Origin of the sequence: Vibrio sp. 10N.222.47.A9 (assembly GCF_963872585.1) — a bacterium.
Taxonomy (GTDB): domain Bacteria; phylum Pseudomonadota; class Gammaproteobacteria; order Enterobacterales; family Vibrionaceae; genus Vibrio; species Vibrio splendidus.
In genome coordinates, this window is the sequence record NZ_CAWNBB010000034.1 from 80890 (window position 1) to 105286 (window position 24397).

At 43.6% G+C, this 24397-nt stretch carries 22 protein-coding genes; 6 read left to right on the forward strand and 16 right to left on the reverse strand.

Annotated features, from left to right (window positions below; translation table 11 throughout):
* Nucleotides 1–62 precede the first annotated feature (62 nt).
* The 12 genes from AACT19_RS10415 to nrfB form a co-directional block, all read right to left on the reverse strand.
* Entirely contained in the window at nucleotides 63–1151 is a 1089-nt protein-coding gene (locus tag AACT19_RS10415) for a DUF1513 domain-containing protein (protein WP_065607121.1), read from the reverse strand.
* On the reverse strand, nucleotides 1141–2202 hold the full coding sequence (locus AACT19_RS10420; RefSeq protein ID WP_017083886.1) for an imelysin family protein: 1062 nt from the start codon (nucleotides 2200–2202) through the stop codon (nucleotides 1141–1143). The genes AACT19_RS10415 and AACT19_RS10420 overlap by 11 nt, the downstream gene beginning before the upstream one ends.
* A 158-nt stretch (nucleotides 2203–2360) precedes the next feature.
* Nucleotides 2361–3749: a di-heme oxidoreductase family protein gene (locus AACT19_RS10425; RefSeq protein ID WP_076646205.1), complete on the reverse strand. Its 1389-nt coding sequence runs from the start codon at nucleotides 3747–3749 to the stop codon at nucleotides 2361–2363.
* Nucleotides 3750–3859: 110 nt separating this feature from the next.
* Nucleotides 3860–5119, reverse strand: coding sequence for an imelysin family protein (locus AACT19_RS10430; RefSeq protein WP_017083887.1), 1260 nt, complete (start codon nucleotides 5117–5119; stop codon nucleotides 3860–3862).
* A 176-nt stretch (nucleotides 5120–5295) separates the two neighbouring features.
* A complete protein-coding gene (locus AACT19_RS10435) occupies nucleotides 5296–5892 on the reverse strand; it encodes a GTP cyclohydrolase II (protein WP_004733379.1) in 597 nt (198 codons plus the stop codon).
* A gap of 249 nt (nucleotides 5893–6141) precedes the next feature.
* The gene (locus tag AACT19_RS10440) at nucleotides 6142–6318 is read right to left on the reverse strand and encodes a hypothetical protein (protein ID WP_004733378.1); all 177 of its coding nucleotides are present in this window, start codon (nucleotides 6316–6318) and stop codon (nucleotides 6142–6144) included.
* Nucleotides 6319–6407: 89 nt separating this feature from the next.
* Nucleotides 6408–6848, reverse strand: coding sequence for a heme lyase NrfEFG subunit NrfF (gene nrfF / locus AACT19_RS10445; RefSeq protein ID WP_061021629.1), 441 nt, complete (start codon nucleotides 6846–6848; stop codon nucleotides 6408–6410).
* Nucleotides 6845–7399: a DsbE family thiol:disulfide interchange protein gene (locus tag AACT19_RS10450; RefSeq protein WP_004733376.1), complete on the reverse strand. Its 555-nt coding sequence runs from the start codon at nucleotides 7397–7399 to the stop codon at nucleotides 6845–6847. The genes nrfF and AACT19_RS10450 overlap by 4 nt, the downstream gene beginning before the upstream one ends.
* Nucleotides 7380–9302, reverse strand: a complete 1923-nt coding sequence (locus AACT19_RS10455; RefSeq protein ID WP_076646207.1) for a heme lyase CcmF/NrfE family subunit — start codon at nucleotides 9300–9302, stop codon at nucleotides 7380–7382. The genes AACT19_RS10450 and AACT19_RS10455 overlap by 20 nt, the downstream gene beginning before the upstream one ends.
* Before the next feature lie 128 nt (nucleotides 9303–9430).
* On the reverse strand, nucleotides 9431–10405 hold the full coding sequence (gene nrfD, locus AACT19_RS10460; protein WP_065681530.1) for a cytochrome c nitrite reductase subunit NrfD: 975 nt from the start codon (nucleotides 10403–10405) through the stop codon (nucleotides 9431–9433).
* 2 nt (nucleotides 10406–10407) lie between these two features.
* Nucleotides 10408–11094 carry a cytochrome c nitrite reductase Fe-S protein gene (gene nrfC, locus AACT19_RS10465; protein ID WP_004733373.1) on the reverse strand — a complete coding sequence of 229 codons (687 nt, stop codon included), beginning with the start codon at nucleotides 11092–11094 and terminating at the stop codon, nucleotides 10408–10410.
* Nucleotides 11095–11097: 3 nt separating this feature from the next.
* Nucleotides 11098–11682, reverse strand: a complete 585-nt coding sequence (gene nrfB, locus AACT19_RS10470) for a cytochrome c nitrite reductase pentaheme subunit (protein WP_004733372.1) — start codon at nucleotides 11680–11682, stop codon at nucleotides 11098–11100.
* A gap of 481 nt (nucleotides 11683–12163) precedes the next feature.
* On the opposite strand from nrfB, the gene nrfA reads away from it, so the two are divergent.
* Together nrfA and AACT19_RS10480 are read left to right on the forward strand one after the other, a co-directional pair.
* Nucleotides 12164–13594 carry an ammonia-forming nitrite reductase cytochrome c552 subunit gene (gene nrfA / locus AACT19_RS10475; RefSeq protein ID WP_017091593.1) on the forward strand — a complete coding sequence of 477 codons (1431 nt, stop codon included), beginning with the start codon at nucleotides 12164–12166 and terminating at the stop codon, nucleotides 13592–13594.
* A 126-nt stretch (nucleotides 13595–13720) separates the two neighbouring features.
* Nucleotides 13721–14065 (forward strand): rhodanese-like domain-containing protein, encoded by a 345-nt coding sequence (locus AACT19_RS10480; protein ID WP_076646209.1) that lies wholly within the window; start codon nucleotides 13721–13723, stop codon nucleotides 14063–14065.
* Between the two features lie 51 nt (nucleotides 14066–14116).
* Here AACT19_RS10480 and AACT19_RS10485 read toward each other — a convergent pair whose 3' ends face one another.
* Together AACT19_RS10485 and gyrA are read right to left on the reverse strand one after the other, a co-directional pair.
* The gene (locus AACT19_RS10485) at nucleotides 14117–14746 is read right to left on the reverse strand and encodes a TPR domain-containing protein (RefSeq protein WP_076646211.1); all 630 of its coding nucleotides are present in this window, start codon (nucleotides 14744–14746) and stop codon (nucleotides 14117–14119) included.
* A gap of 200 nt (nucleotides 14747–14946) precedes the next feature.
* The gene (gene gyrA / locus AACT19_RS10490; protein WP_076646213.1) at nucleotides 14947–17634 is read right to left on the reverse strand and encodes a DNA topoisomerase (ATP-hydrolyzing) subunit A; all 2688 of its coding nucleotides are present in this window, start codon (nucleotides 17632–17634) and stop codon (nucleotides 14947–14949) included.
* 258 nt (nucleotides 17635–17892) lie between these two features.
* Between gyrA and ubiG the strand changes: the two genes are divergently transcribed.
* From ubiG to yfaE, 4 genes are all read left to right on the forward strand, one after another.
* A complete protein-coding gene (ubiG, locus tag AACT19_RS10495) occupies nucleotides 17893–18636 on the forward strand; it encodes a bifunctional 2-polyprenyl-6-hydroxyphenol methylase/3-demethylubiquinol 3-O-methyltransferase UbiG (RefSeq protein WP_017078713.1) in 744 nt (247 codons plus the stop codon).
* Nucleotides 18637–19144: 508 nt separating this feature from the next.
* On the forward strand, nucleotides 19145–21427 hold the full coding sequence (nrdA, locus tag AACT19_RS10500) for a class 1a ribonucleoside-diphosphate reductase subunit alpha (RefSeq protein WP_076646217.1): 2283 nt from the start codon (nucleotides 19145–19147) through the stop codon (nucleotides 21425–21427).
* 101 nt (nucleotides 21428–21528) lie between these two features.
* Complete coding sequence (nrdB, locus tag AACT19_RS10505) at nucleotides 21529–22662, forward strand: class Ia ribonucleoside-diphosphate reductase subunit beta (RefSeq protein ID WP_004733365.1); 1134 nt, start codon at nucleotides 21529–21531, stop codon at nucleotides 22660–22662.
* Complete coding sequence (gene yfaE, locus AACT19_RS10510; RefSeq protein WP_017078714.1) at nucleotides 22662–22940, forward strand: class I ribonucleotide reductase maintenance protein YfaE; 279 nt, start codon at nucleotides 22662–22664, stop codon at nucleotides 22938–22940. Before nrdB ends, yfaE begins: the two co-directional genes overlap by 1 nt.
* A 192-nt stretch (nucleotides 22941–23132) precedes the next feature.
* Here the strand turns inward: yfaE and napF are convergent, their stop codons facing one another.
* Together napF and AACT19_RS10520 are read right to left on the reverse strand one after the other, a co-directional pair.
* The gene (gene napF / locus AACT19_RS10515) at nucleotides 23133–23645 is read right to left on the reverse strand and encodes a ferredoxin-type protein NapF (RefSeq protein WP_076646219.1); all 513 of its coding nucleotides are present in this window, start codon (nucleotides 23643–23645) and stop codon (nucleotides 23133–23135) included.
* Nucleotides 23645–24211: a TorD/DmsD family molecular chaperone gene (locus AACT19_RS10520; protein WP_076646221.1), complete on the reverse strand. Its 567-nt coding sequence runs from the start codon at nucleotides 24209–24211 to the stop codon at nucleotides 23645–23647. Before AACT19_RS10520 ends, napF begins: the two co-directional genes overlap by 1 nt.
* Between the last annotated feature and the right edge of the window lie 186 nt (nucleotides 24212–24397).

Here is a 24397-nt window from a genome sequence, read left to right on the forward strand (position 1 = left end):
CCATCTCATAAGTATGGCAAAGAAATGGGAGTAAGCATGTTATTTTTAAGAGGCTTTATAAATCAGATTGAACTCCAATGGTTATCCCACTGGACCGATGATTGCTGAGTTGATTTCTCATAAGGCTTGCTCTGGCTTACCACACTTCCCGCCCCAGAGCTTAATCGAAACTCACCATCAAGCAGCACAGCACCAGAAGCGTCAGATAATGCAGACAGTTCTACTAATTCTTTGGTTTCTTTAGACCAAATACCGTAGCAGTTGCCTCTTGGCGAAGTCGCAATAATCCAATCATCTGACGCCGCAATACTGGCGATATAGTGATTGAACCTTGCCCATTGCTCTGGCTCTGCGTTAAGTGATTCAAACTGGCCTCCTTTAGTATGCATCGCCAATAGCGAAGGATACTCATCTGGTTCGCCACGATATTGCTGGCCACAAAGCACGGTTTCAGCACCATCATGGGCTAAGTGTCGAATGCTCAGCTTCTTATCCAACAATTCAACCTGATCAAGTAACACACCTTCAGGAGAAACATAACTCAAGCTCGGCTGCATCGAATCGAGGTTTTTCGGTGTTCTACCATCAGTATGAACGCCACCAACGCCGATCGCGAGATTACCATCCGGCATGATGATCACTTCATGAGGCCCAATACCAAAACCGCTGAACTCTTCGACCTTACGATAGCCTTGCGCGACATCGTAAACGCCAATCACACCTTGGCTGCTGTCCGTTTTCCCTTCAGTGGCATACAGTAACTTGCCATCTAATGAGTAAACGCCATGACCATAGAAGTGACGGTTGTTACCTTTCACGACCATTTTGATCTGCTGACCGTTTTTATAGTCAAACACCATAAAATAGTCACCAGGACGACGAGCAAAAACCACCGCATGTGATGAGGTTGGGCAAATCGCGACGCCATGACCACGATCTGGGATCGGCAGTTGACTCAATGGCATCCCATATTCGTCAGCCACAACCGCTGAATATTGACCTCGCCCATTCAGCGCACAACCGATTAATTGAGGCTCACTAGATGAGCTCACAGCACCAGAGCGACTAGCGCAGCCAAACGGAAGCAATGGAACAGCTGCACAACCCAGTGCAGCCTTGAGTAGCGTTCTTCGCGTAGTATTAGTCACCATCGGTAGCATTAAATCCTATTACCACGCCAAGCTCTATCGCCACTTCTTCATGAATGAGGTACTTCAAACGTTCTAGTTTGTTGTATTGAGTCAGCACATCTCTATAGCCCTCTTTGCTCTGCAATAACTCAAACAAGCTTGAGTCTGTAGGCCAAGTATCTAGCGTCAATGTGAACTGGTCAGCAACGCGATCAGCTAGGTCGTTTAAGCCCTTCTCTCTCAACAAGCCGTCTAGGCCATTGCCATCGGCAAGGTACAAATTCTGAAGTGCTGCTACATTCGCTTTTAGTTGAGTCATCGAGGTTTGTGCACGCCATGATTCTGAGAAGTAAGGACGCGGATGACCAATTTTCGCCATCGGGCGACTCAGCTTTTTCATGCTGTAATCAAGTTGGTTGGTCAATAAAGCGATGTATTCAGACTCCCAGCGAGTCTCGTCTAGCGCTAACCAAGGGTTAACCTGCCATGCCTGTGCAATCGAAGATGACTTAATCGCCAAGTTTTCAGTAATCGCTTGTGATGATTGGCAACCTAGCGCTTTGTCTTGAAGCAGTGGCGATTGCTCGTCATAAAGCGACCATTCCAACGCCCCTAGCCCTTGCACTGTCACACTCTGCTGAGCAATTTCGTCTTGAGTCCAAGCTTTGTTTTGCTGAGTTAACTGACGCATCTTAAGACCCGTCGTGTTCTTTTTGTCTGGCCAGAATTGAACATTCCAGCTCTCTTCAAGCGCTGCTGTTGGGCCTCTTTCTTGGCCTTGTAGTGCCATCCAGCTGTTCATGGTGAGCTGCCACTGACTTTTCAAAGCACCTAACTCAACATCATTAGTTTGGCAGTAACCCTGCATCAAGACTTCTAGCTCGTTGGCTTGCTTGGCGAATAGGACTGCAGAATCAAACTCTTGTTGATAGACACTGCGACTGATGTGGTCGGTCGTGTCTGCTTGATAAGACACACCGTTAACCTCAGATGAAGCGGCTTGCTCACCCGATGATTGGCAGCCTGCCATGATTAATACCGACAAAGGCATTAACAAAAATTTATGTGTCATGCTGTTACCTTACTTCCTAATTTTTCTTTTAATTATATGAGTTCATTAAATACGAAACGACCGCTGGCCTCGTATTCCTACAAGTTCAGCGGTGCTAAGTGGTTTGATAGCGGCTTTCTTAAGTCATTAGCCGTTAACTAAACTGAATTCAACTAAGCCTATAACGAGTTTAAGAACGCCAATAACGCTTCACGCTCGCTGCTACTAAGAGCTAAAACGTTTTCTTTCGCCATTTCTGCTTCACCGCCATGCCAAAGCACAGCTTCCATAACATTTCTCGCACGACCATCATGAAGTAAGAACGTGTGACCATTCACTTCTTTGGTATAGCCTAATCCCCATAAAGGTGTTGTGCGCCATTCTTGGCCATTCGCAAGATACTCAGGACGGTTATCCGCTAAGCCTTCACCCATATCGTGCAGCAACATATCGGTATATGGGCTAATTAACTGCTTAGACAGTGCCGGTAAGCCTTCACGCTCTGCCGTGCGGAATTCAGCTTGGTGACAACTTTGACAACCCGCGTCTTTAAACAGCTTTTTACCCTGAACAACGACTGGATTGTCGACATCACGACGAATAGGTACCGCTAGATGCTGCGAATAGAACTCAACAAAATCTAAGATGTTGTCGCTGACTTCTGGTTTGCCACCATTTGGAAAATCATCACAAGTTGATTGCGCTGATGTGCAGTTTTCATTCGGGAATAAGCGACTCGTTAAGCCTAAATCACCATTAAACGCCGCCGCATTTTGCTGCATTAGGTTTGGCTGTCCAGCTTTCCAACCAAAACGACCTAGAGCCATTTCGTTGGTTTGAACATCGAGAACATAGTTAGCTTTACCTGAAATACCTTGTTTGTCGGCCAATTGCTGATCAGCAAATCCAAGAATCGTTTCTTTTGAAATGCTCTCCAGCAGACCAAGGCCAATCATTGGCGGCGCAACGCGCGCAGAAAACTCTGTTTTAGAGTGCATCTCGCCAAAAGCAAGATCAGTAATCTTTAGGGTTGGTTTACGCAGAGTCACGACAGTGCCGTCTTTGAACTCAACTGGAACATCTGTGTAGCTGATGTTCACTTTACCCTCTGGTTTCACACCTTGAAGCGCGAAATCTTGTAACTGGCCGCCGTAAGTCGGTTCTGGAATACCACCATCACGAATGAAAGCTTGCCTCTGCTCTGGCGTTTCGGCTGGGATACTTAAGCGAACCAACATTGAAACCGCGTTCTCATCGTCTTTTTCAGGCGCATGACCACGACCATCTTTAATATGGCAGTTTTGACAACCGTTGGTGTTGAATAGTGGGCCTAACCCATCACGCGCATCGGTTGATGAGGGTGCAGGTACCCAAGGATTTCTAAAGAAGCTGTTACCAACACTGAAATCCAAGCGTTTGCTCATTGGTAAGTTGGCTGCAGGAAGAGAAAAAGCATTCGCTCCCTCTTTCTTCACAGTCGTTTTACCACCAGAGTAAGTTTCATGGGCATGTAATGGCGATAAGAAAAACAGTGCGGTTAATAGTGAGGCTGATAGATACGACTTCATACATTGCCTTGCGGTGTTTTTGATTTTAGTTTTTATGTGGGAGTAACTTTTTTGAATAACAAACAATTAAGGGCTCAATGAGAGCCCTTAATTGTTTTCGTCTCGGGTTCTTAGAACTCGTGATCAGCCGTGTCTGGGTTAAGGCTATCAATACCAATAACACCAGCGGCACGCTCAATCGCAGCGGTTTGAGACACTAGAGCAACAATTGTTTTGTTTACTAGTGCATTACCTGCAGCGTTGTCAGCAGCAATTAGCTGATCGAAGTGCTGGTTATTTTTCTCTGCAGAAACAACAAGCTGACCAACTTGTGCACGTGCTAGATCAAACTGCTTTTGAATCTCTTTCGCAGCTTGCTCGTCTTTTTGTTCAACTAGGTCAAACAGGCTAGGGCCTGAAAGTAGAGAACCATCTTCACGCTTGTACAAGCCAGTGTAAACGTTGTAGATGCCTTGCTCGTTGTAGTAGTGAGAGTTGTGCGTGTTATCAGAGAAACAATCGTGCTCGTCTTCAGTAGAGTTTGCTTCTAGTGCAACCTTCATACGCTCACCCGCTAGTTCACCTAGAGACAGTGAACCCATGCCAAATAGCATTTTACGTAAGCCGTTGTCGCTAGATTCAGAAAGAAGCTCTTGACGGTAGTTTCCTTTCTCGCCTTCAGCCCACTGTTTTTCCATCCATTCTAGATCTTGGATAAGCAATTCAGCTGATGCTTTTAGGTATGCGCCACGACGGTCACAGTTACCATTAGTACACTCAGCGCCAACAACGAAGTCAGTGTAAGCACGCTCACCTGCACCGCTGTTTGTGCCGTTTAAATCTTGACCCCAAAGTAGGAATTCAATCGCGTGGTAGCCAGACGCTACGTTTGCTTCAGAGCCACCGATCTCGTTGAGATCTGCAATTAGTTCTGGAGTAATGTTGGTTGCGTCTACCGTTGTCTGACCAATTTGGAAAGTTTTATTAGCAACGATGTTTGCGCTAGCGCCTTCGTTACCAAGCTCATATTGGTAATCAGTCGAAACGTAATCGATTAGGCCTTCATCAAGTGGCCATGCGTTCAATTGGCCTTCCCAATCGTCAACAACAACGTTACCAAAGCGGAATACTTCTGACTGTTGGTAAGGTACGCGAGACTCAAGCCAAGCTTGTTTTACTTGTTCGAAATTGCCAGCAGAAGGAGAAGCTAAGAAGGTATCAATAGAAGAGTTCAACGCTTTTGCTGTAATTACTGAATCTGCAAACACGGCATGAGCAATATCTGCGTAATGTTCTACAACTTGATCTTGAGTTACTGCTGCGAAAGAAGAAGCAGAGGCAAAAAGGAGTGACGAAGTTACGGCTTTTGTCACTAAAGATTTAATAGTCATGAAGCATCCTTGTTGAGCTTTAAATTATTATTCGTAGTAATAGTGCAAACCATTATCATTTGCACTACGGATTGGAATAATACAAACTTACAATTTTATTGCAAGATAAATACAAAAAAACCTCACATATGTGAGGTCTTTAAACATTTTTATGTTAAGCGCAACAAAGAGGCTAATCAGATATCCAGATTATGCTTACCGTGTGAGACTTTTGCTTTCAGGTAGCTTTCATTACCCGACTTAACATGAGCAGAGGTGTTCACCACTTCTTCAATCTCAATACCAAAAGATTTCAGCTCATTGATTTTCTTTGGGTTGTTAGTGACTAGGCGAATTTTTGTGGTTCCTAAAGCACGAAGCATTTCTGCCGCTTCAGTAAAATCACGCAAATCGTCACCGAAACCTAGATGGTTATTGGCTTCGTAAGTGTTCATACCTTCACTTTGCAGGCGGTATGCATCGATTTTATTGTATAAACCAATACCACGACCTTCTTGGCGTAAGTAAAGAATCACTCCACCCGTCTCACCCATAATTCTAATGGTTTCGTCTAGCTGCTCGCCACAGTCACAGCGAGAGGAATGGAAAACATCACCAGTCAGGCACTCAGAGTGCATACGAACAAGAGGTATGTCTTGTGTCTTGTCTGCTGATTTAAATATCACAGCAACATGCTCTTTATCTGTTTTCAATCCATGAAAAGAAAGAAGTTCAGCATCAATACTGCTTGTTACCCCTACTTTGAAATCTATTCTGGCACGCACTTCCGCCATAGCTATACTCACTTGAAAATTCGATGTATTTAACAACACTACATTATATGTCTAGGCAATATTTTGTAGCTAACTATCTAATGATAGACACTATGAGGCTGTTAACAATTTTTTTCAAGGTCGACCATGCACTAATTGTTATATTATAACAATAATTTTTCAGGTAACAAAAAACCCCACATTGGAATGACCAACATGGGGTTATAAATTAATCAGTTGCGGCTAAGGCTACGATTTTTTACAGAACGATCAACTTACTTGAGTTTGCTTCCAGATGACAAGCTGAACCCAAGCGTTCTCTAATTCGTTTAACTCTTCTTGAGTAAGCGTAGAAATGCTCGACTTTGCACTGTATTTTTCTGCCCATTTGTCAGATCGGACACGAGTATGGAACTCTTTCTTTAAATTTGAGATTACGTTATCCACAGATACATCCTTATATAACAGTGCTTAGCCTTTATAATCCTTTAATGTTACAAAATACAGGTCAATTGGTAAACAGTAATACATAATTTTTATGAGCTCTTTCTAACACTTTTTACTGATAGATATATAAATAAGAGAAATAATACGCTCGGAAGTAGCCAAAGTAATAAGTTTGAAACACTCATTGCTGGTTTATAGAGCACAAACTCACCGAACCTTTCCGTCATATATTGAGTAATTTCATTATTACTCTTCCCTGCTTTCACCATATTGAATACAACGAGGCGTAAGTCTTTTGCAATTGGAGAGTTCGACTCAATCAGGTTTTGATTCTGGCATTGCGGGCAACGTAGGGTTTTTGCCAATGTAATAGCGCGCTGCTGTTGTTCTGGGTTTTCAAACTCAAACAGTTCAACTTGAATACTCGTGTCCTTATTACTGGCTGTAAACAGATCTTCTGCCAAAATCGGAAAACTAATAACCATAAGCGTAGACAGCACAACGAGTGCTTGTATTAAAGGCTTCATCATCCATTCGCACCATCAAAATACATCGCAAGTTCTTCTTGCCACACTGATTCGTTGATCACGCCCAGTAACTTCTTAATGATTTGGCCGTCAGCGTCGACCAGATACGTTTCAGGAGTACCGATTACGCCGAGTTCTAACGCTAGCTTACCTTGAGGATCACTGATCACCGTTGAGTACGGATTGCCATCGCTCGATAACACATTGATCGCTGCCCCGGAGTTATCTCGATAATTGAGCCCAACAATTGGAATACCTTTATCATGAAGTTTGAGCAAAAAAGCGTGCTCAGTTTTACATATACCGCACCACGAAGCCCATACATTAACCAGTTGATAAGGATGCTGAGTGACATCAGCCAACGTAATTTCCTGTTTACTACTGATGCCTTCACTATTCGCTAACGCAGTAGATATGAATTCTGGGAATGCCCTTTTTTGCTCTGACACAATCGTCGATTGCTGCTTATTATTGAGCGCAAAGGCAAAACCCAACACCACCATTAATGCCAAGATAATTAACGTGATGAGCTTGTTACGAACGCTGGTATGCATACTGTGACGCCTTAACGGTTTTCTTTTTACGATGAGTCAATGAGAGTAAAGCGCCAAGAATGGAGAACAACCCACCAAACCAGATCCAGCGTGCATACGCCTTGTATTGCACTCGAAATGCATAAGCGGTGGAATCGACTTTCTCGCCCATGGTGATATAAACATCGCCATGCCAGAACCACTTCATTGCAGGCTCACTCATGTTCATGACTCGAACTTGGTAGTGTCTTCTTTCTGGCGCGATGGTAAAGCTTTTATCGTCGGCATCTAAGTTTAGTATCGCCTTCTCTGCGGTAAAATTTGAGGCGACATAAAGCTCAGTATCACGATGAGAAAGCGTCCAATCCATGAACTCTACTTGTGCGCCCGGGCTTAGTTTATAGCTGCGCTCAAATGAGTGATAGCTATTCATTGCAGCACCTACAGCGAGTACTGCAACCCCGACATGAGCAAAGGTCATCACCCAGACTTTGCGTTGGAACTTAGAACTTCGGGTAACCACTAAGCCGTAAATATGCGTCAGTAACACCCAGAATGCGAGGCCCCAAGTCAGCAGTGCCATCACTTGTAGTTGTACCTGTTCTACTTGCCAAGAATAACAAGCATAACCAAGTACCGATGACGCCACAGCTAGCGATGAAATAACACCTTTAGTCGCTTGAGGTTTAATACTCAGTAAAGGGGCTAAGCCGACGACGGCCAACGCAAGCAAAGCCAAAGGAGCAATCAACAGATTAAAGTAAGGCGCACCTACAGATATGTTCCCCAACCCAAGCAGTTCAAAGACCATTGGATAAAACGTACCAAACACCACAACAGCGGTCGCCAGTACAAAAATGAGTACCGCAACTAAGCTCAAAAAGCTTTTGCTGGCGAAGCTGGTAATCGGATTAGATTCAAAAGATTCTCCTCTGATGATAAGCAGAGAAAATGAGCTCACAAGTACCAACACTAATATAAGTAGCAGTGCGATACCTTTGGTTGGGTCAACAGCAAAAGCATGCACCGACGTTAATACGCCAGAACGAACAATAAAGGTGCCTAAGATACTCAAACAAAACGTAATGAAAGCAAGGCTGAGAGACCACTTCAGAAGCTGTTGTTTGCCCTTAGCAACGCCTAAGCTGTGCAGTAAAGCTGTTGAAGTAAGCCACGGCAACAAGCTGGCATTTTCAACAGGATCCCAGAACCACCAGCCGCCCCAGCCTAATTCGTAATACGCCCACCAAGAGCCAAGAATGATCCCTGCGGTTAAAAAGATCCAAGCGACTAGACACCAACTGCGACAATGGGCAACCCAATCAAACTCAATAGGATCAACCAGCAAAGCGGCAACTGCAAATGCCAGCACCACAGAAAAGCCGACATAGCCAAGGTAAAGTAATGGCGGGTGAAAGATCAGGCCGACATCTTGCAACATTGGGTTAAGGTCACGCCCTTCTAGCGGCAAGATCGAGTTCATTTCAAACGGATTTGATGCGAATAACGTGAACCAAGCAAATATCGCGAGCAGTAGATTCATTACCCACAACACACGGCTTTGGTATTCATTCGAATAGTGTTTTTGTAAGGCAATAACGCCAGACCAGACGCTGATCGTCAGTACCCAAAATAACAAGGAACCTTCATGGCCTGCCCATACGGCTGCGAGCTTAAAAAATGAGGGTAATTGAGTATTTGAATGTTCAGCGACATAGAGAATAGAGAAGTCATCACTGACAAAGGCATAGCCAAGCAATGCGACAGAAGTGAGAGAAAACAATGCACTTGAAAGAGAGAAACTGCGGATTAAACCTATATTTTGCGTCCGTTTGTTTAGCATTTGATAAAACGAATGCACACCAATAATGCTACTGAGTACAGCAACCAACACTAAACTAAACAGCCCCAAAGAACCGACCATATCACCTCAATAAGGCTCCGCTTGAGCAGAGCCAATCTGAACACGCATCTCATGTTTATTTAAAGCATGTTCATTAATAAGCAGATATTTAGTATCCAACATCTGCTCACTAATAAACTTGAGCAAAATTAAGCTATCGTTAACTGCCCTGCATAAAGAACAAAAGTTCGTAGCATCAATACGCCCATTAGGCTTAGCGAAGTCACGGAGAAAATATACACCGAGCTATGGCGGATTGAGGTTGGTGTAACGGCATTCAGCAGCAACGGTAAAACCATACCGACACCGATGACACCATACCAGAACCAACTCGCCCAGAAACCACTACCAATTGCATTCCATACTGCTTGTTCACTTTGACCACCAGCGAAGATCAGCCCAGTAAAGAAAGTAATTAGAACAAACAACTCAAACATCACGACTGGACGTTCGAATCCGTGAATCCATGAAATAGTCAGGCTATGAGGTGATTCTTTAAAGACCAGCACACCAAATAAAATACACGCCGCCGCTCCCGAAGATAAGCTCGAGAATAAGAACAAAATCGGCAGCACTGGGTTATTCAATAGTGGGAAAGTATTTAAAGCTGAAAGCAAGAATCCGGTATAAGCGGCAAGCATCAGAGCAAGAACAGCTAAGAATATTTCCAGAGCATTCTCAAACACTTCTAATTTGCCAATCCAATTACCGACAAAATCAAGTCGGCCTTTTAGCCATGCTTGATCATTCAAGAACACGACTATTTGATCTCTAAATATAATGCCGATCCAAAGGAATAAGATCACCATATATACTTGGAATAAGATCACACCCATCGACATCACAGACGTTGGATTATAGAAGATCATGATCTTCCAAAAGGATAACGGTTTTGTCAGGTGGAAAACCAAGATAAGCAGACCTGAAATGATCCCAAATGGCGCAAGAAAAGCCGTGGCCTTTAACACACCATTATGAGCAGGATCGCCTTCAATAACCTTACGCTTTAGGTAAATGGAGATCATTACGGCACCCGCCGACATCCCCGCGAGAAATAGATAGATTGCTATAATCCAGTCCCATACCACGGTACCAGACTGAAAAGCTGCGTCCCATGCACTCATAATCAAATCTCCCCTTTTTGGTGTGGCACTTTATAGAGTTTTGGCTGAGTACCTAGATAAGCTTTATCTCTGTAAACCACCTCAGATTGAAGCACCTGGTTTATCTCACTCTCAGGGTCATTTAGATCGCCAAAGACCAGCGCATTGGTCGGGCAAGATTCGACACAAGCAGGCAACTTCCCTTGTGCAAGATTGGTATCACGGCAGAAGTTACATTTATCTGCGGACTTGTTCTCAGGATGGAAAAAGCGCACTTGATATGGGCAAGCCAATAGACAATAACCACAACCGACACACTTCTCTTGATGAACGTCGACAATGCCGGTTTTTTCATCTTTGTAGGCCGCGCCTGTTGGGCAAACCATCACACAAGGTGCGTTATCACAATGCTGGCAAGAGTTACGAGTAAAACGGTAATCAACATTGGGATATTCGCCTTGGGGCTCACTCTTAATAATTTCTAAGCGCGATACACCTTCAGGTACTTTATTTACTTCACGACATGCTTCGGTACAGGCGGTACAACCAATACAAGCGGTTTCGTCATGAATCATTCCATAACGTTTAGTGCCATCTTCTTGAACATTGGCTAGCGTCTTGCGACTTGTTACCGCCGCAGTTCCCGCTACACCTGTGGTAAAAATAACGGCACCAGCGCCTGCTAAAAAGTTTCTTCTTGAGCAGCTCATAGATTACTCCTCTTCTTTCTTCTGGTTGAAGTCTGAATGGCAATCCACACACAGCTTGATGGTTTGCTTCTTATCTAAGCCCAACACCTTTGCTTCAGTCGCATGAACATCATGGCAGTTTGAACACGTTAAGTTTTGCGCGTGAACATCGTGAGTCCAACTCGCTTCACGCAGATCATCAGGCTTGTGACAATCGATACATTGGCTATTGGCATCTAAAATTAAGCTAGGGTCTAGGAAAACCTTTTCAGTTCCCGGTTGTGATTGAGCCTCGCGATACTTCACCACTTCAGGCGCACCTTCACGGTGATCGGGGCTAATAGAACTATGACAGTCGGTACAATTTACTTCGCGGCCAAGCAAAGCGTGTGCACTTTCACCATGTGAACCCAATACCGTTTCTTTTGAATCTTTATGGCATTGAACACACTTGTAGTCTTTGTCGCGGATTAATTCGACTTCATGTCTTGTTGATTCTCCTACTGGCGTAACAGCAGGCTCAGCAACAGCATGAATGGAATAACCATAGAGGCAGAATGCTAGAAGGGATTTAAGCATTATGACTATGGCCAATTTAATATTGCCCATTTTATCCTTTCCTTATACCGGCATTATTTAACTCTCAACTAAATAATATTCCGGTTAAACAAAAGTACCCTTAAACGATATTATTACCGCTTAAATGATATCAATTCTTATTTTGGATAAGCCACAACGCTTTCTATAGTTAGAATATACCTCTAATTGGGTAATACGAAATTTGGATGGGTTAATCTGTGAACGCAATCACCCTATTTATATCGTGGTCAATTTAGGTAATTGATTGTTATATATGATAATAATTCTCAATTAAATTTTAATAATACTGCCAACCAATACCCCTTTAGGGGTATATAAACTTCAACGTGATTGAAGTCACTACCATTAATTGATCTAAGACAAGCTATATCCAACACGTAACAAAATGTGTTTGTTTATGAATTAATATAAACAGGAATTCTCCAGTTCTTAATTTGAATAGCAAACTCACAACGCTTGGTATAAGAATCAGTATATTGGAGATATCACTGTGAAAAAGCATTGGATACGTAATTCGGTCACAGCACTATTAATGGTTAGCGCATCACTAGCAAGCGCGACCAGTTTTGCTGCGTCTGAACAAAAAGAAATTGGCGATCCTCGTAACGACCAGTTCGAGCAAAACCACCCAGATCAATATCATTCATGGAGACAGACTTCAGAAAGCGAAGTTATTGAAGATGCACTAAAAGAAGATCCCAACATGGTTATCATGTGGGCTGGCTACGGCTTCGCAAAAGATTACAACAAGGCACGTGGTCACTTTTATGCGATTGACGATGTACGACAAACGCTTCGTACTGGCGGCCCAACGGACGAAAGCTCAGGCCCAATGCCAATGGCATGTTGGAGCTGTAAGAGCCCAGATGTAGCACGTGTTATTGAAGAACGTGGCGAAGATGGTTACTTCGAAGGTAAGTGGGCGCGTCTTGGCAACGAGATCATTAACCCTATCGGCTGTTCAGACTGTCACGATACCAAAAGCGAAGGCTTTAAAAATGGTGAACCAGCACTTAAGGTGACTCGTCCTTACGTTGAACGTGCATTTGAAACGATTGGTAAAAAGTTTGATGAACAAAGCCGCTTAGACCAACAAGCTTCTGTTTGTGCTCAGTGCCACGTGGAATACTACTTCACAGGGCCAACCAAAGGTGTGAAATTCCCTTGGGACCAAGGTACAACCGTTGGCGACATGGAACGCTACTATGATGCAATCAACTTTAAAGATTGGACGCATAAAGTATCGAAAGCACCAATGCTGAAAGCACAACACCCAGGTTTTGAAACATGGCGCGAAGGCATCCATGGTAAGAACAAAGTCGTTTGTGCTGACTGTCATATGCCGAAAGTGACCAAAGAAGATGGCACTGTTTATACCGACCATAAAGTGGGTAACCCATTCGACCGCTTCGAAGATACGTGTGCAAACTGTCACACTCAATCGAAAGAAACCATGCGTAACATCGTTTCAAGCCGTAAAGCGCAAGTTCTGAACATGAAGCTGACTGCTGAGAAACAAATCGTAGCCGCTCACTTTGAAGCAGGCGCGGCATGGGAAGCGGGTGCGACAGAGCAAGAGATGGAGCCTATCCTACTGGATATCCGTCACGCTCAATGGCGTTGGGACTACGCTATTGCGTCTCACGGCATTCATATGCATGCACCTGAAATCGCTCTAGAAGTGCTAGGTACTGCCGTTGACCGCGCTGCGGATGCTCGTACTAAAATTGTTCGTCTACTGGCGAAGAAAGGCATCACCGATCCAATCGAAATTCCAGATATCTCGACAAAAGAAGCGGCTCAAAAAGCGCTTGGAATGGACATGGATAAGATGAACGCTGAGAAACAACACTTCTTAGACACGGTTGTTCCTAAATGGGAAGAGCAAGCTGAAAAGCGTGAAGCCAACTACGAATACTAGTTTCTTCAATTAGACCATTAAGTAAAAACCAGTCACACTATTGTTGTGTGGCTGGTTTTTTTAGGTTTTGGGGGAATACACATCAATATCGAACCCCGATCCACTCGCCAATTCAAGGAATAAACAATGAAAATCTTACTTTCGCTTTCGGCATTATGTATTGCACTAATCAGTTCAGGCGTTCACGCATCTGAGCGTGCTGAGACTGGGTGGGAATTAATAGAGGAAGGCGCATTAGTGGTTGATGTCAGAACACCTGCAGAGTTCGAACAAGGGCATCTAGACAACGCCATCAACTACCCTCTTTCTGAAGTGGCTACTCACTTTGCTAAGATAGATAAAGACCAGCCCATCGTGTTGTATTGCCGCAGTGGCAATCGTTCAGGGCAAGCTTATCAATTCTTGCACGCTCAAGGGTTTACTCAAATCCACAATGCTGGTGGCTTAATCGAAATGCAGGAAAACCAATAGTCTTCGAAATGAGATCTTAAGTAAGATCGCCTCTTTAGCAATTAGCCAAGCTTAACGGATCATCTGTTTGGCTTGGTTGATCGAATGGATAATAGAGACACGATCAATGCCCTTTTGATTGGAATCTAAGATTTGAGTCCACGCATCAATCGCTTGTTGATAGCGCATGCTGATGAAGTGATCGGTCGCAATCAACATCAATGCCGTACGATCATTGGGATCAAGCTGCATTGAGTGCTCCAGCAACGCATTAACATCATCACTCATCGCTTGAGAGCTCAGATAATAAAGTGCGGTTGCTTTGGCAGCATAGAGGCCAGAAGGCGCTTGAGGGTCTAATCGAATCGCGTAGTCGTAACAGGTAAACGCAGCATCAAACTCCCCTTTCTGCATATACACGCCACCAAGCTTAAACCACAAATCGGATTGATTCGGATCTTGCTCAAGGCTTTGCTGAAGTTCATCTTCGAAATCTGTTGCCGTGTAGTTATTGCTCTCATCCAAAGGCAGTTGAGGTCTTTCTTGTTTCAGTTGAGACCAGACAAGCACACTCAAAGCCACAGCAGTAAGTGAAATCATCACATTGCCTTTTAGATGACTGCCATTGTTGTTCGCGGCAATAACGATCACAATCAAAAACAGGCTCATTAGTACCAACGCAACCAACAACCAGATATCCATTTCACACTCCTTTTTTATTCCCCTCTACTCTATCGTTTTCATCTCCTCGCTATATTGATCAAGGTTTAGCTATCGATATTTTGACGATCACAGTTCAACGATAAAGTCAGAGCAAGATCCACACATAGCAGGCAATAAAAAACCGAGCACTTAGGCTCGGTTTTTTCATTGGTAAGCTAAATTACTTAACGTAATCGAGATTACTCAGTGTCTTGCTCGCTATCACTTTCAGAGTCAGAAGCAGCTGATGCTTGCTCTTCACTTGATTCAGAAACGACCGTTCCTTCTGCATTAACTGTTTCTGCGTTTACTGCGTCAGCATTTGCTTCTTCAGTTTCTTCGCCTTCAACAATCTCAGCTTCTTCTACTTCGTCGATACGTTGTAGACCTACAACATTCTCGTCTTCAGCAGTACGAATCAGTGTCACACCTTGAGTGTTACGACCAACTTGGCTTACTTCCGCTACGCGAGTACGTACTAGTGTACCTGCGTCGGTGATCATCATCATTTCATCGCCTTCTTCAACCTGAACAGCACCAACAACTGGGCCATTACGATCAGAGACTTTGATAGATACTACACCTTGCGTTGCACGGCCTTTCGTTGGGTATTCAGCCAACTCAGTACGCTTACCGTAACCGTTTTGAGTCACAGTTAGGATATCGCCTTCGTTTGAAGGAACAATCAGTGAAACCACTTGATCGTCTTCTGGGAGCTTCATACCACGAACACCAGAGGCAGTACGACCCATTGGACGTACTTTGTCCTCGTTAAAGCGAACAACTTTGCCCGATTTAGAGAACAGCATGATGTCGCTATTACCATCAGTAATATCAACGCCAATCAGTGAATCATCGTCACGTAGGTTAACTGCGATTAGGCCGTTAGCACGTACGTTTGCGAATTGATCCAGTGATGTCTTCTTAACTGTACCGTCGCCTGTTGCCATGAAGATGAATTTCTCGTTTGAGAATTCAGAAACAGGCAGGATAGCCGTAATACGCTCACCTTCTTCTAGAGGAAGAATGTTAACGATAGGCTTACCACGAGCTGTACGGCTCGCTTGCGGCAATTGGTAAACTTTCAGGCGGTACGTTTTACCACGAGTAGAGAAACATAAGATGTTATCGTGAGTATTAGCAACAAGCAGACGCTCAATGTAATCCTCATCTTTCATCTTAGTTGCACTCTTACCTTTACCACCACGACGCTGAGCTTCGTAGTCGCTTAGGATTTGGTACTTAACGTAACCTGCGTTAGAAAGCGTTACTACAACGTCTTCTTGAGCAATTAGCTCTTCCATGTCGATGTCATGAACCGCTGCTGTGATTTCTGTACGACGCTCGTCGCCATAGATATCACGTACCGCTTCAAGTTCTTCACGGATCACTTCCATCAAACGCTCAGTGCTTGCAAGAATATGCATTAGCTCAGCGATCTCTTCTAGAAGTGCTTTGTACTCGTCTAGAATCTTCTCGTGCTCAAGGCCAGTTAGGCGGTGAAGACGAAGTTCTAGAATAGCTTGCGCTTGAGTTTCCGTTAGGAAGTATTGACCATCACGGATACCGTATTGGTCTTCAAGCCAATCTGGACGAGCTGCATCAGTACCAGCACGTTCAAGCATTGATGCAACGTTACCAAGATCCCAACCACGAGATACTAGACCAACTTTAGCTTCTGCTGGTGTTGGTGCGTTCTTGATCAGTTCAATGATTTCATCAATGTTTGCAAGCGCTAAAGATAGAGCTTCCAAGATATGTGCACGGTCGCGCGCTTTCTTCAATTCGAAGATAGTACGACGTGTCACAACTTCACGACGGTGATCAACAAAACACTTCAACATATCTTTAATGTTGAAAAGTTGTGGTTGGCCATTGTTCAGAGCAACCATGTTGATGCCGAAAGTTGTCTGCAGTTGAGTCTGTGAGTAAAGGTTGTTTAGTACAACTTCACCGACAGCATCACGCTTACATTCAATAACAATACGCATACCATCTTTATCAGATTCGTCACGCAGTGCACTGATGCCTTCAACTTTCTTGTCTTTTACAAGTTCTGCAATCTTCTCGATCAGACGAGCTTTGTTCACTTGATATGGAATTTCAGTAACGATAATTGTTTCTTTACCGTTCTTTTCCATTTCAATGTTCGCGCGCGAGCGCATGTAAACTTTGCCACGACCAGTCTTATATGCATCAACAATGCCCTTACGGCCACTGATTAATGCTGCTGTCGGGAAGTCTGGACCCGGGATGTAGTCCATTAGCTCATCAATAGTGATGTCTTCATTATTGATAAATGCTAAACAGCCATCAACAACTTCGCCAAGGTTATGTGGCGGGATGTTGGTAGCCATACCTACTGCGATACCAGAAGCACCGTTAACCAATAGGTTTGGTATTTTTGTTGGTAAAACTGCTGGTATTTGCTCGGTTCCATCATAGTTAGGAACGAAGTCAACCGTATCTTTATCAAGATCCGTTAATAGCTCACCAGCTATTTTTGACATACGAACTTCGGTATAACGCATTGCCGCAGCTGAATCGCCGTCAACCGAACCAAAGTTACCTTGGCCATCGACTAACATATAGCGTAGTGAAAACGGCTGAGCCATACGAACAATTGACTCGTATACCGCACTATCACCGTGTGGGTGATATTTACCGATTACATCGCCTACTACACGAGCAGACTTTTTATATGCTTTGTTCCAATCATTACCTAGTACATTCATCGCGAACAAAACGCGGCGGTGTACTGGTTTTAGGCCATCACGCACATCTGGAAGGGCACGACCAACGATGACGGACATCGCGTAGTCTAGGTATGAACCTCTAAGCTCATCTTCAATATTTACGGGCGTGATCTCTTTCGCTAGATCGCTCATAGAGCCATTTTCCCTCTATAGTCAGATCGTATTTTTGAATACGTATAAGACCGAAAAATATAACACAAATTTACCTACGGAGGCATCACTTTCCCTCTCCTTTTACCATCTTGTGACCCTTGTAGCCAATCTATTGATGAGAAATTGCACCTCAGCGTCATATCTTGCTGAAACATGGTCACTTTACACCCAATAAACTAGCAAAATTGTAGATCTTCTGGTCAGCAGGAAAAGGCAAGTTATAATGCCTGCAATTTCATGGATGCATTATTTAACTTGGAAATGCCGATTATGACTAAATCACAGAACGTAGACCCAGCAGAAATCAAAAAATTCGAAGACATGGCGTCGCGCTGGTGGGATCTAGAAGGCGAGTTTAAGCCACTACATCAAATCAATCCGTTGCGCTTAAATTACGTGCTAGAGAAAACCGAAGGCCTTTTTGGTAAGAAAGTTCTCGATGTTGGCTGCGGCGGCGGTATTCTGGCTGAAAGCATGGCTGTAGAGGGTGCGGTAGTCACCGGACTAGATATGGGTAAAGAACCGCTAGAAGTCGCTCGTCTGCACGCATTAGAAACTGGCACCAAGCTCGATTACATCCAAAGCACCATTGAAGACCATGCAGAGCAAAACCCACACACTTACGATGTGGTGACGTGCATGGAAATGTTAGAGCACGTTCCTGACCCACAGTCGGTTATCTCAGCTTGTTCAAAATTAGTGAAACCGGGCGGCCATGTGTTCTTCTCAACATTGAACCGTAACTTTAAGTCTTACCTGTTCGCGATTGTTGGTGCAGAGAAGTTACTTAAGATAGTGCCAGAAGGTACTCACGACCACGAAAAGTTCATTCGCCCTGCTGAACTTATCAAAATGGTTGATAACACTCCACTTCAAGAACTAGGGATTACAGGACTGCACTATAACCCGTTAACGAACACCTACCGTTTAGGCCAAAAAGTCGATGTGAACTACATCGTTCACACTCAAAACTTGGGCTAAAAAATATCGGTAGCCCTACCGTAAAATATTTTGTAAAAAAGACGAATGAAAAGAGTTGCAATTACCATAAGTTTGCGACTTTTTTCAGTCTAAATTTCGTGCGCTAGCTTCCATTTTGACCACCTCGATTTAAATTTAATCGTCCAAAATCCATTGCCTATTTTGCCCAAAGATCAAGGGATTTTTTTTTATGGGCGTGCAAAAATAAAGCATCCTTAAAAGGCGACTTTTGTACAATCAAGTCTCGTCTAACGTCATCAGTTAGTGGTCACTTACAGTTTTTTTTCAATCCACCACTTATCCACAAGCAACCCCATTTCTTTACCTTGAAAAATATCAGTTGTAGCACTATCTTGTAACCCAACAAACAAATGACCCCTATATGTTGTGTTTGAACTACAATATATGGGTAGACCAAGATCACAAAGCCGAAACGTAATTTACAAAAATTACACAGAAATACACAAAAACACGGCCTTGTTCAGTTTTGTTAGGGAAATTAAGCAGAATGAACCAACAACTTACTGTTACCAAGCGTAACGGGCGCAAAGAAACGATCGATTTAGAGAAAATCCATCGAGTGATCACATGGGCAGCTGAAGGCTTGCACAATGTTTCTGTATCACAAGTAGAATTGAAAGCTCACATTCAGTTTTACGATGGCATTACCACGACTGACATTCATGAGACAATCATCAAGTCAGCAGCGGATTTAATCTCTGAAGATACTCCTGATTACCAATATCTAGCAGCACGTCTGTCAGTGTTCCACCTACGTAAAAAAGCGTACGGTGAATACGAGCCGCCTGCACTTTATGACCACGTTGCAAAACTGGTTGATATGGGTAAATACGATAGCCACTTAATGGAAGACTACACGAAAGCTGAATTCGAAGAGCTTGACGCGTACATCGACCACAAGCGTGACTTGAACTTTTCTTACGCGGCGGTTAAGCAGCTTGAAGGTAAATACTTCGTGCAGAACCGTGTAACAAAAGAAATCTACGAGAGTGCTCAGTTCCTTTACATTTTAGTTGCTGCGTGTTTATTCGGTAAATACCCGAAATCGACTCGTCTTGACTACATCAAACGTTTTTACGACGCCTCGTCTACGTTTAAGATTTCTCTGCCTACACCAATTATGTCTGGTGTACGTACGCCTACTCGTCAATTCAGTTCATGTGTACTGATTGAGTGTGGTGACAGCCTTGATTCTATCAACGCAACAGCAAGCTCTATTGTTCGTTACGTATCTCAACGTGCTGGTATTGGTATCAACGCAGGTCGTATCCGTGCGCTTGGTTCTGAAATCCGTAATGGTGAAGCGTTCCACACTGGCTGTATCCCTTTCTACAAATACTTCCAAACAGCAGTAAAATGTTGTTCTCAAGGTGGTGTTCGTGGCGGCGCAGCAACAGTGTTCTACCCACTATGGCACGGTGAAGTTCAGTCTCTATTAGTACTGAAAAACAACCGCGGCGTTGAAGAGAACCGTGTTCGTCACATGGATTACGGCGTACAGCTGAATAAGCTTATGTACTCTCGTCTTGTTCAAGGTGGCAACATCAGCCTGTTCTCACCTTCTGACGTACCTGGCCTTTACGACGCGTTCTTCGAAAACCAAGAGCGTTTTGAAGCGCTTTACGTGAAGTACGAAAACGATCCTTCAGTGAAGCGTGAAACGGTTAAAGCCGTTGAGCTTTTCTCTCTGCTAATGCAAGAGCGTGCTTCTACTGGTCGTATCTACATTCAGAACGTTGACCACTGTAATACACACAGCCCGTTTGATTCTGAAGTAGCACCTGTTCGTCAATCGAACCTATGTCTAGAAATCGCGCTACCAACTAAGCCGCTTTCTAACGTAGAAGATGACGAAGGTGAGATTGCACTATGTACGCTTTCGGCGTTCAACCTAGGCGCAATCAACGAGCTAGACGATCTGGCTGAACTTTCTGAACTGGTTGTTCGTGCTCTAGATGCACTACTTGATTACCAAGACTACCCGCTTCCAGCAGCTCGTAAGTCGACAATGAACCGTCGTACTCTAGGTGTGGGTGTAATCAACTACGCATACTACCTAGCGAAGAATGGTGTTAAGTACTCTGATGGCAGTGCAAATGGCCTGACTCACCGTACTTTTGAAGCAATTCAATACCACTTGCTAAAAGCGTCTGTTGAACTAGCGAAAGAGCAAGGCCGTTGCCCATCTTTCCACGAGACCAACTACGCGAAAGGCCTACTGCCAATCGATACTTACAAAAAAGATATCGACTTAGTATGTGAAGAGCCGCTGCACTACGATTGGGACAAGCTACGTGAAGAGATCATGGAGCACGGTCTGCGTAACTCTACGCTAACAGCGCTTATGCCTTCTGAGACTTCGTCTCAAATCTCGAACGCGACTAACGGTATCGAGCCACCACGTGGTTATGTATCAGTTAAAGCATCGAAAGACGGTATCCTGAAGCAGGTTGTTCCAGATTTCTTAAATCTTAAAGACAACTACGAGCTACTTTGGAACATTGGTACTAACGATGGTTACCTGCACTTAGTGGGTATCATGCAAAAATTCGTTGACCAAGCTATCTCTGCAAACACTAACTATGATCCAAGTGTTTACGACAGCGGTAAGGTACCAATGAAGCAGCTGCTTAAAGACTTGCTAACAGCGTACAAGTACGGTGTTAAGACGCTTTACTACCATAACACTCGTGATGGTGCTAAAGACGACCAAGGCGATGCAGTTCAAGTGCCGGAAGAAGATTGTGAAGGCGGCGGTTGTAAGATCTAAACCGCAATAAACATTAAGACCCCAGAGAAGTTATCTTCTCTGGGTTTAAAGCATTAACAGGGTCCGTTTTATTGCGGGTCTTTAAAGGATTTGAGGCATTTATGGCTTACAGTACTTTTTCTCAACAAAAAAATGACCAACTAAAAGAACCAATGTTCTTGGGTCAGTCGGTAAACGTTGCACGTTACGACCAACAGAAATTCGAAATCTTCGAAAAGTTGATCGAAAAGCAGCTTTCTTTCTTCTGGCGTCCAGAAGAAGTAGACGTGTCTAGCGACCGTATCGATTACAACAAGCTTCCAGAGCATGAAAAGCACATCTTCATCTCTAACCTGAAGTACCAAACGCTTCTAGATTCTATCCAAGGCCGCAGCCCTAACGTTGCCCTACTTCCTTTGGTATCACTACCAGAAGTTGAAACTTGGATTGAGACTTGGTCATTCTCTGAAACGATTCACTCTCGTTCATACACGCACATCATCCGTAACATCGTGAATGATCCAGGCGTAGTATTTGACGACATCGTTGAAAACGAAGAGATCCTGAAACGTGCGAAAGACATCGCGTTTTACTACGATGATTTGATCAAGCTGACGGCTGACTACCACCGCTACGGTGAAGGCAACCACAACATCAACGGCGAAGACGTTAAGATTTCACTTCACGACCTGAAGAAGAAGCTTTACGTATGTCTAATGTCTGTAAATGCACTGGAAGCGATTCGTTTCTACGTAAGTTTCGCATGTTCATTCGCATTCGCTGAGCGTGAGTTAATGGAAGGTAACGCGAAGATCATCAAGCTAATCGCTCGTGATGAAGCACTTCACCTTACTGGTACACAGCACATGATCAACTTGCTACGTAATGGCCAAGATGACTTCGAATTCATGCAGATCGCTGAAGAGTGTAAGCAAGAGTGTTTCGACCTATTCAAAGAAGCGGCTGAGCAAGAAAAAGAATGGGCAGAATACCTATTCAAAGATGGTTCGATGATTGGTCTAAACAAAGATATTCTTTGCCAATACGTTGAGTACATCACTAACATCCGTATGCAGGCTGTTGGTCTAGGTACCGCTTACCCAGAAGCAACGTCGAACCCAATTCCATGGATCAACGCTTGGTTGTCTTCAGATAACGTTCAAGTTGCTCCACAAGAAGCTGAAATCAGTTCTTACCTAGTTGGCCAAATCGACAACGAAGTAAAAGCTGACGACTTTGAAGGGTTTGAGCTGTAATGCCAACAATCAAAATCAACAAGCTGACTTCTATTGAATCTAACCCTTCAAATACTCTATTGGAAACAATGGAACAAGCAGGGTTAGAGCCAGAATACAACTGCCGAGATGGCCACTGTGGCGCTTGCCGCTGTACGTTGGATTCTGGTGAAGTCGAGTACGTTGGTTTTGCTATGGCTTACACACAAGCCAATGAAATTTTGCCATGCATCTGCAAAGCAAAAACTGAATTATCGCTGAGTAACGTTCTTCATCGAAGTAAACAGAAACGTGCATAGGCTGTTTTTCTTTAACGCATTTTTTCTTTAAGTTCTTCTTATTTAAAGAATATAAGAACTAAAAAGGGTCCGCTTCCTCTAGGAATACGGACCCTTTTCTATTCATGTCTTTAGGTATCTGAGACGACTCGCCTCTCACTCAACCAAAGCCTTTCTGCTAACTTGCTGCCACAAAGCCAAACCAGACGTTTACTACTGAATAAGGTTCAAAGTCACTGAGCCAATGTAACAAGCGCTTCGGCACTCTCCGCAGCCGTTACACTTATCTTTGTCCACCGTAGGCAACTCCCCTGCTTCGATTTGAATCGCACTTGCTAAACAAGCGATTTGGCACGCATTACAATCCATTTGCATGTAGTTGTTACAGCTATCCGCAAAGCTAGGCTTGAGGTCTATATAAGGCGTGACCGTTGGATGAAGCGCACCAGTCGGACACACTTCAGTGCATTTGTTACACATAGAACAACTGTTGTAATCCAAATTCAGCAGCGCACTGCCCTCTAGCATCTCAATAACGCTATTCGGACACGCTTGCTCACACAATCCACAACCGTCGCAAAGACGCTCAAACAGCACCTCATCGACCGCTCTTGGCGGCCTTGCATGCGAGCGTTGTGACTTCTCTTCATAATTCGCGGCGGCTTTAACCGGTTTAGAAAGTCGAGTTAAGAAACCGCGTCTATTTGAATTTATTTGTTCAGACATTAGTCGATATATAACTTTTTAGGAACAACGTTTATTTTATATTCAGATGTTAGGTATTTAAGCCAATCTATTACATCAGTTGATAGCTTCTTATAAAAAGATAGTTCTGATTCTGTATTTAATTTTTCCAAATAAACAGGAGACCAAGTTAATAAATGGAACCCCAATAATTCACACGCTGAATCAATATTATTATTCTCTAACAAATACGCATGGGCGAATAACATTAAACCAAATTGATCTTCTGGTTCTCTTAAGCCCGTGTCTAATTCAATCTGATTCAATTCTAAAAACTGTCGATACTCTACAGTAGAAGCACCGAACACAACGCGGTCTTTATCTAGGTAAACAGACCCCCAAGGCGGAGCTGGCATGTCGTCAACGCCTTCAAACAGGCGGCTAAACTCCGCCGAGAGTGCATCTTCGTCTTCACTTCTCAATGCGAGCAAGCATTCTTCGGAGAGCACTTTACTCTCCACCAAAGCTTCGACAATGGTGATCAACTGTTCTTTACTTGTCGCTTGATAAAATAGCGAACCCAATAATTTATGCGTATCGATAATCATTATTATTTATACCGTTATAGGTTTAAAGATAATTATATTAATAAATACATTTCATTCTTTGATCCATTTTATACATTCGATTCATAACATTTAAATTTCGCTCTTATTTGATGCCAATCAATCAATATTTAAAAATTAAAAGACAAAAACAAAACTACCTATAAAGTGCTAGGCATCAATAACAAT

Bases quoted from the DNA above. Each gene is read 5' to 3' on its own strand.
- nrfF (WP_061021629.1), bottom strand. From the start codon at position 6,848: ATGATGAAGCCTTTAATACAAGCACTCGTTGTGCTGTCTACGCTTATG.
- AACT19_RS10455 (WP_076646207.1), bottom strand. From the start codon at position 9,302: ATGGTCGGTTCTTTGGGGCTGTTTAGTTTAGTGTTGGTTGCTGTACTC.
- nrdB (WP_004733365.1), top strand. From the start codon at position 21,529: ATGGCTTACAGTACTTTTTCTCAACAAAAAAATGACCAACTAAAAGAA.
- AACT19_RS10435 (WP_004733379.1), bottom strand. From the start codon at position 5,892: ATGGCGGAAGTGCGTGCCAGAATAGATTTCAAAGTAGGGGTAACAAGC.
- nrfC (WP_004733373.1), bottom strand. From the start codon at position 11,094: ATGAGCTGCTCAAGAAGAAACTTTTTAGCAGGCGCTGGTGCCGTTATT.
- AACT19_RS10425 (WP_076646205.1), bottom strand. From the start codon at position 3,749: ATGAAGTCGTATCTATCAGCCTCACTATTAACCGCACTGTTTTTCTTA.
- nrfB (WP_004733372.1), bottom strand. From the start codon at position 11,682: ATGGGCAATATTAAATTGGCCATAGTCATAATGCTTAAATCCCTTCTA.
- napF (WP_076646219.1), bottom strand. From the start codon at position 23,645: ATGTCTGAACAAATAAATTCAAATAGACGCGGTTTCTTAACTCGACTT.
- ubiG (WP_017078713.1), top strand. From the start codon at position 17,893: ATGGATGCATTATTTAACTTGGAAATGCCGATTATGACTAAATCACAG.
- AACT19_RS10480 (WP_076646209.1), top strand. From the start codon at position 13,721: ATGAAAATCTTACTTTCGCTTTCGGCATTATGTATTGCACTAATCAGT.
- AACT19_RS10420 (WP_017083886.1), bottom strand. From the start codon at position 2,202: ATGACACATAAATTTTTGTTAATGCCTTTGTCGGTATTAATCATGGCA.
- AACT19_RS10520 (WP_076646221.1), bottom strand. From the start codon at position 24,211: ATGATTATCGATACGCATAAATTATTGGGTTCGCTATTTTATCAAGCG.
- gyrA (WP_076646213.1), bottom strand. From the start codon at position 17,634: ATGAGCGATCTAGCGAAAGAGATCACGCCCGTAAATATTGAAGATGAG.
- nrdA (WP_076646217.1), top strand. From the start codon at position 19,145: ATGAACCAACAACTTACTGTTACCAAGCGTAACGGGCGCAAAGAAACG.
- AACT19_RS10430 (WP_017083887.1), bottom strand. From the start codon at position 5,119: ATGACTATTAAATCTTTAGTGACAAAAGCCGTAACTTCGTCACTCCTT.
- AACT19_RS10485 (WP_076646211.1), bottom strand. From the start codon at position 14,746: ATGGATATCTGGTTGTTGGTTGCGTTGGTACTAATGAGCCTGTTTTTG.
- yfaE (WP_017078714.1), top strand. From the start codon at position 22,662: ATGCCAACAATCAAAATCAACAAGCTGACTTCTATTGAATCTAACCCT.
- nrfD (WP_065681530.1), bottom strand. From the start codon at position 10,405: ATGAGTGCATGGGACGCAGCTTTTCAGTCTGGTACCGTGGTATGGGAC.
- AACT19_RS10415 (WP_065607121.1), bottom strand. From the start codon at position 1,151: ATGGTGACTAATACTACGCGAAGAACGCTACTCAAGGCTGCACTGGGT.
- AACT19_RS10450 (WP_004733376.1), bottom strand. From the start codon at position 7,399: ATGCATACCAGCGTTCGTAACAAGCTCATCACGTTAATTATCTTGGCA.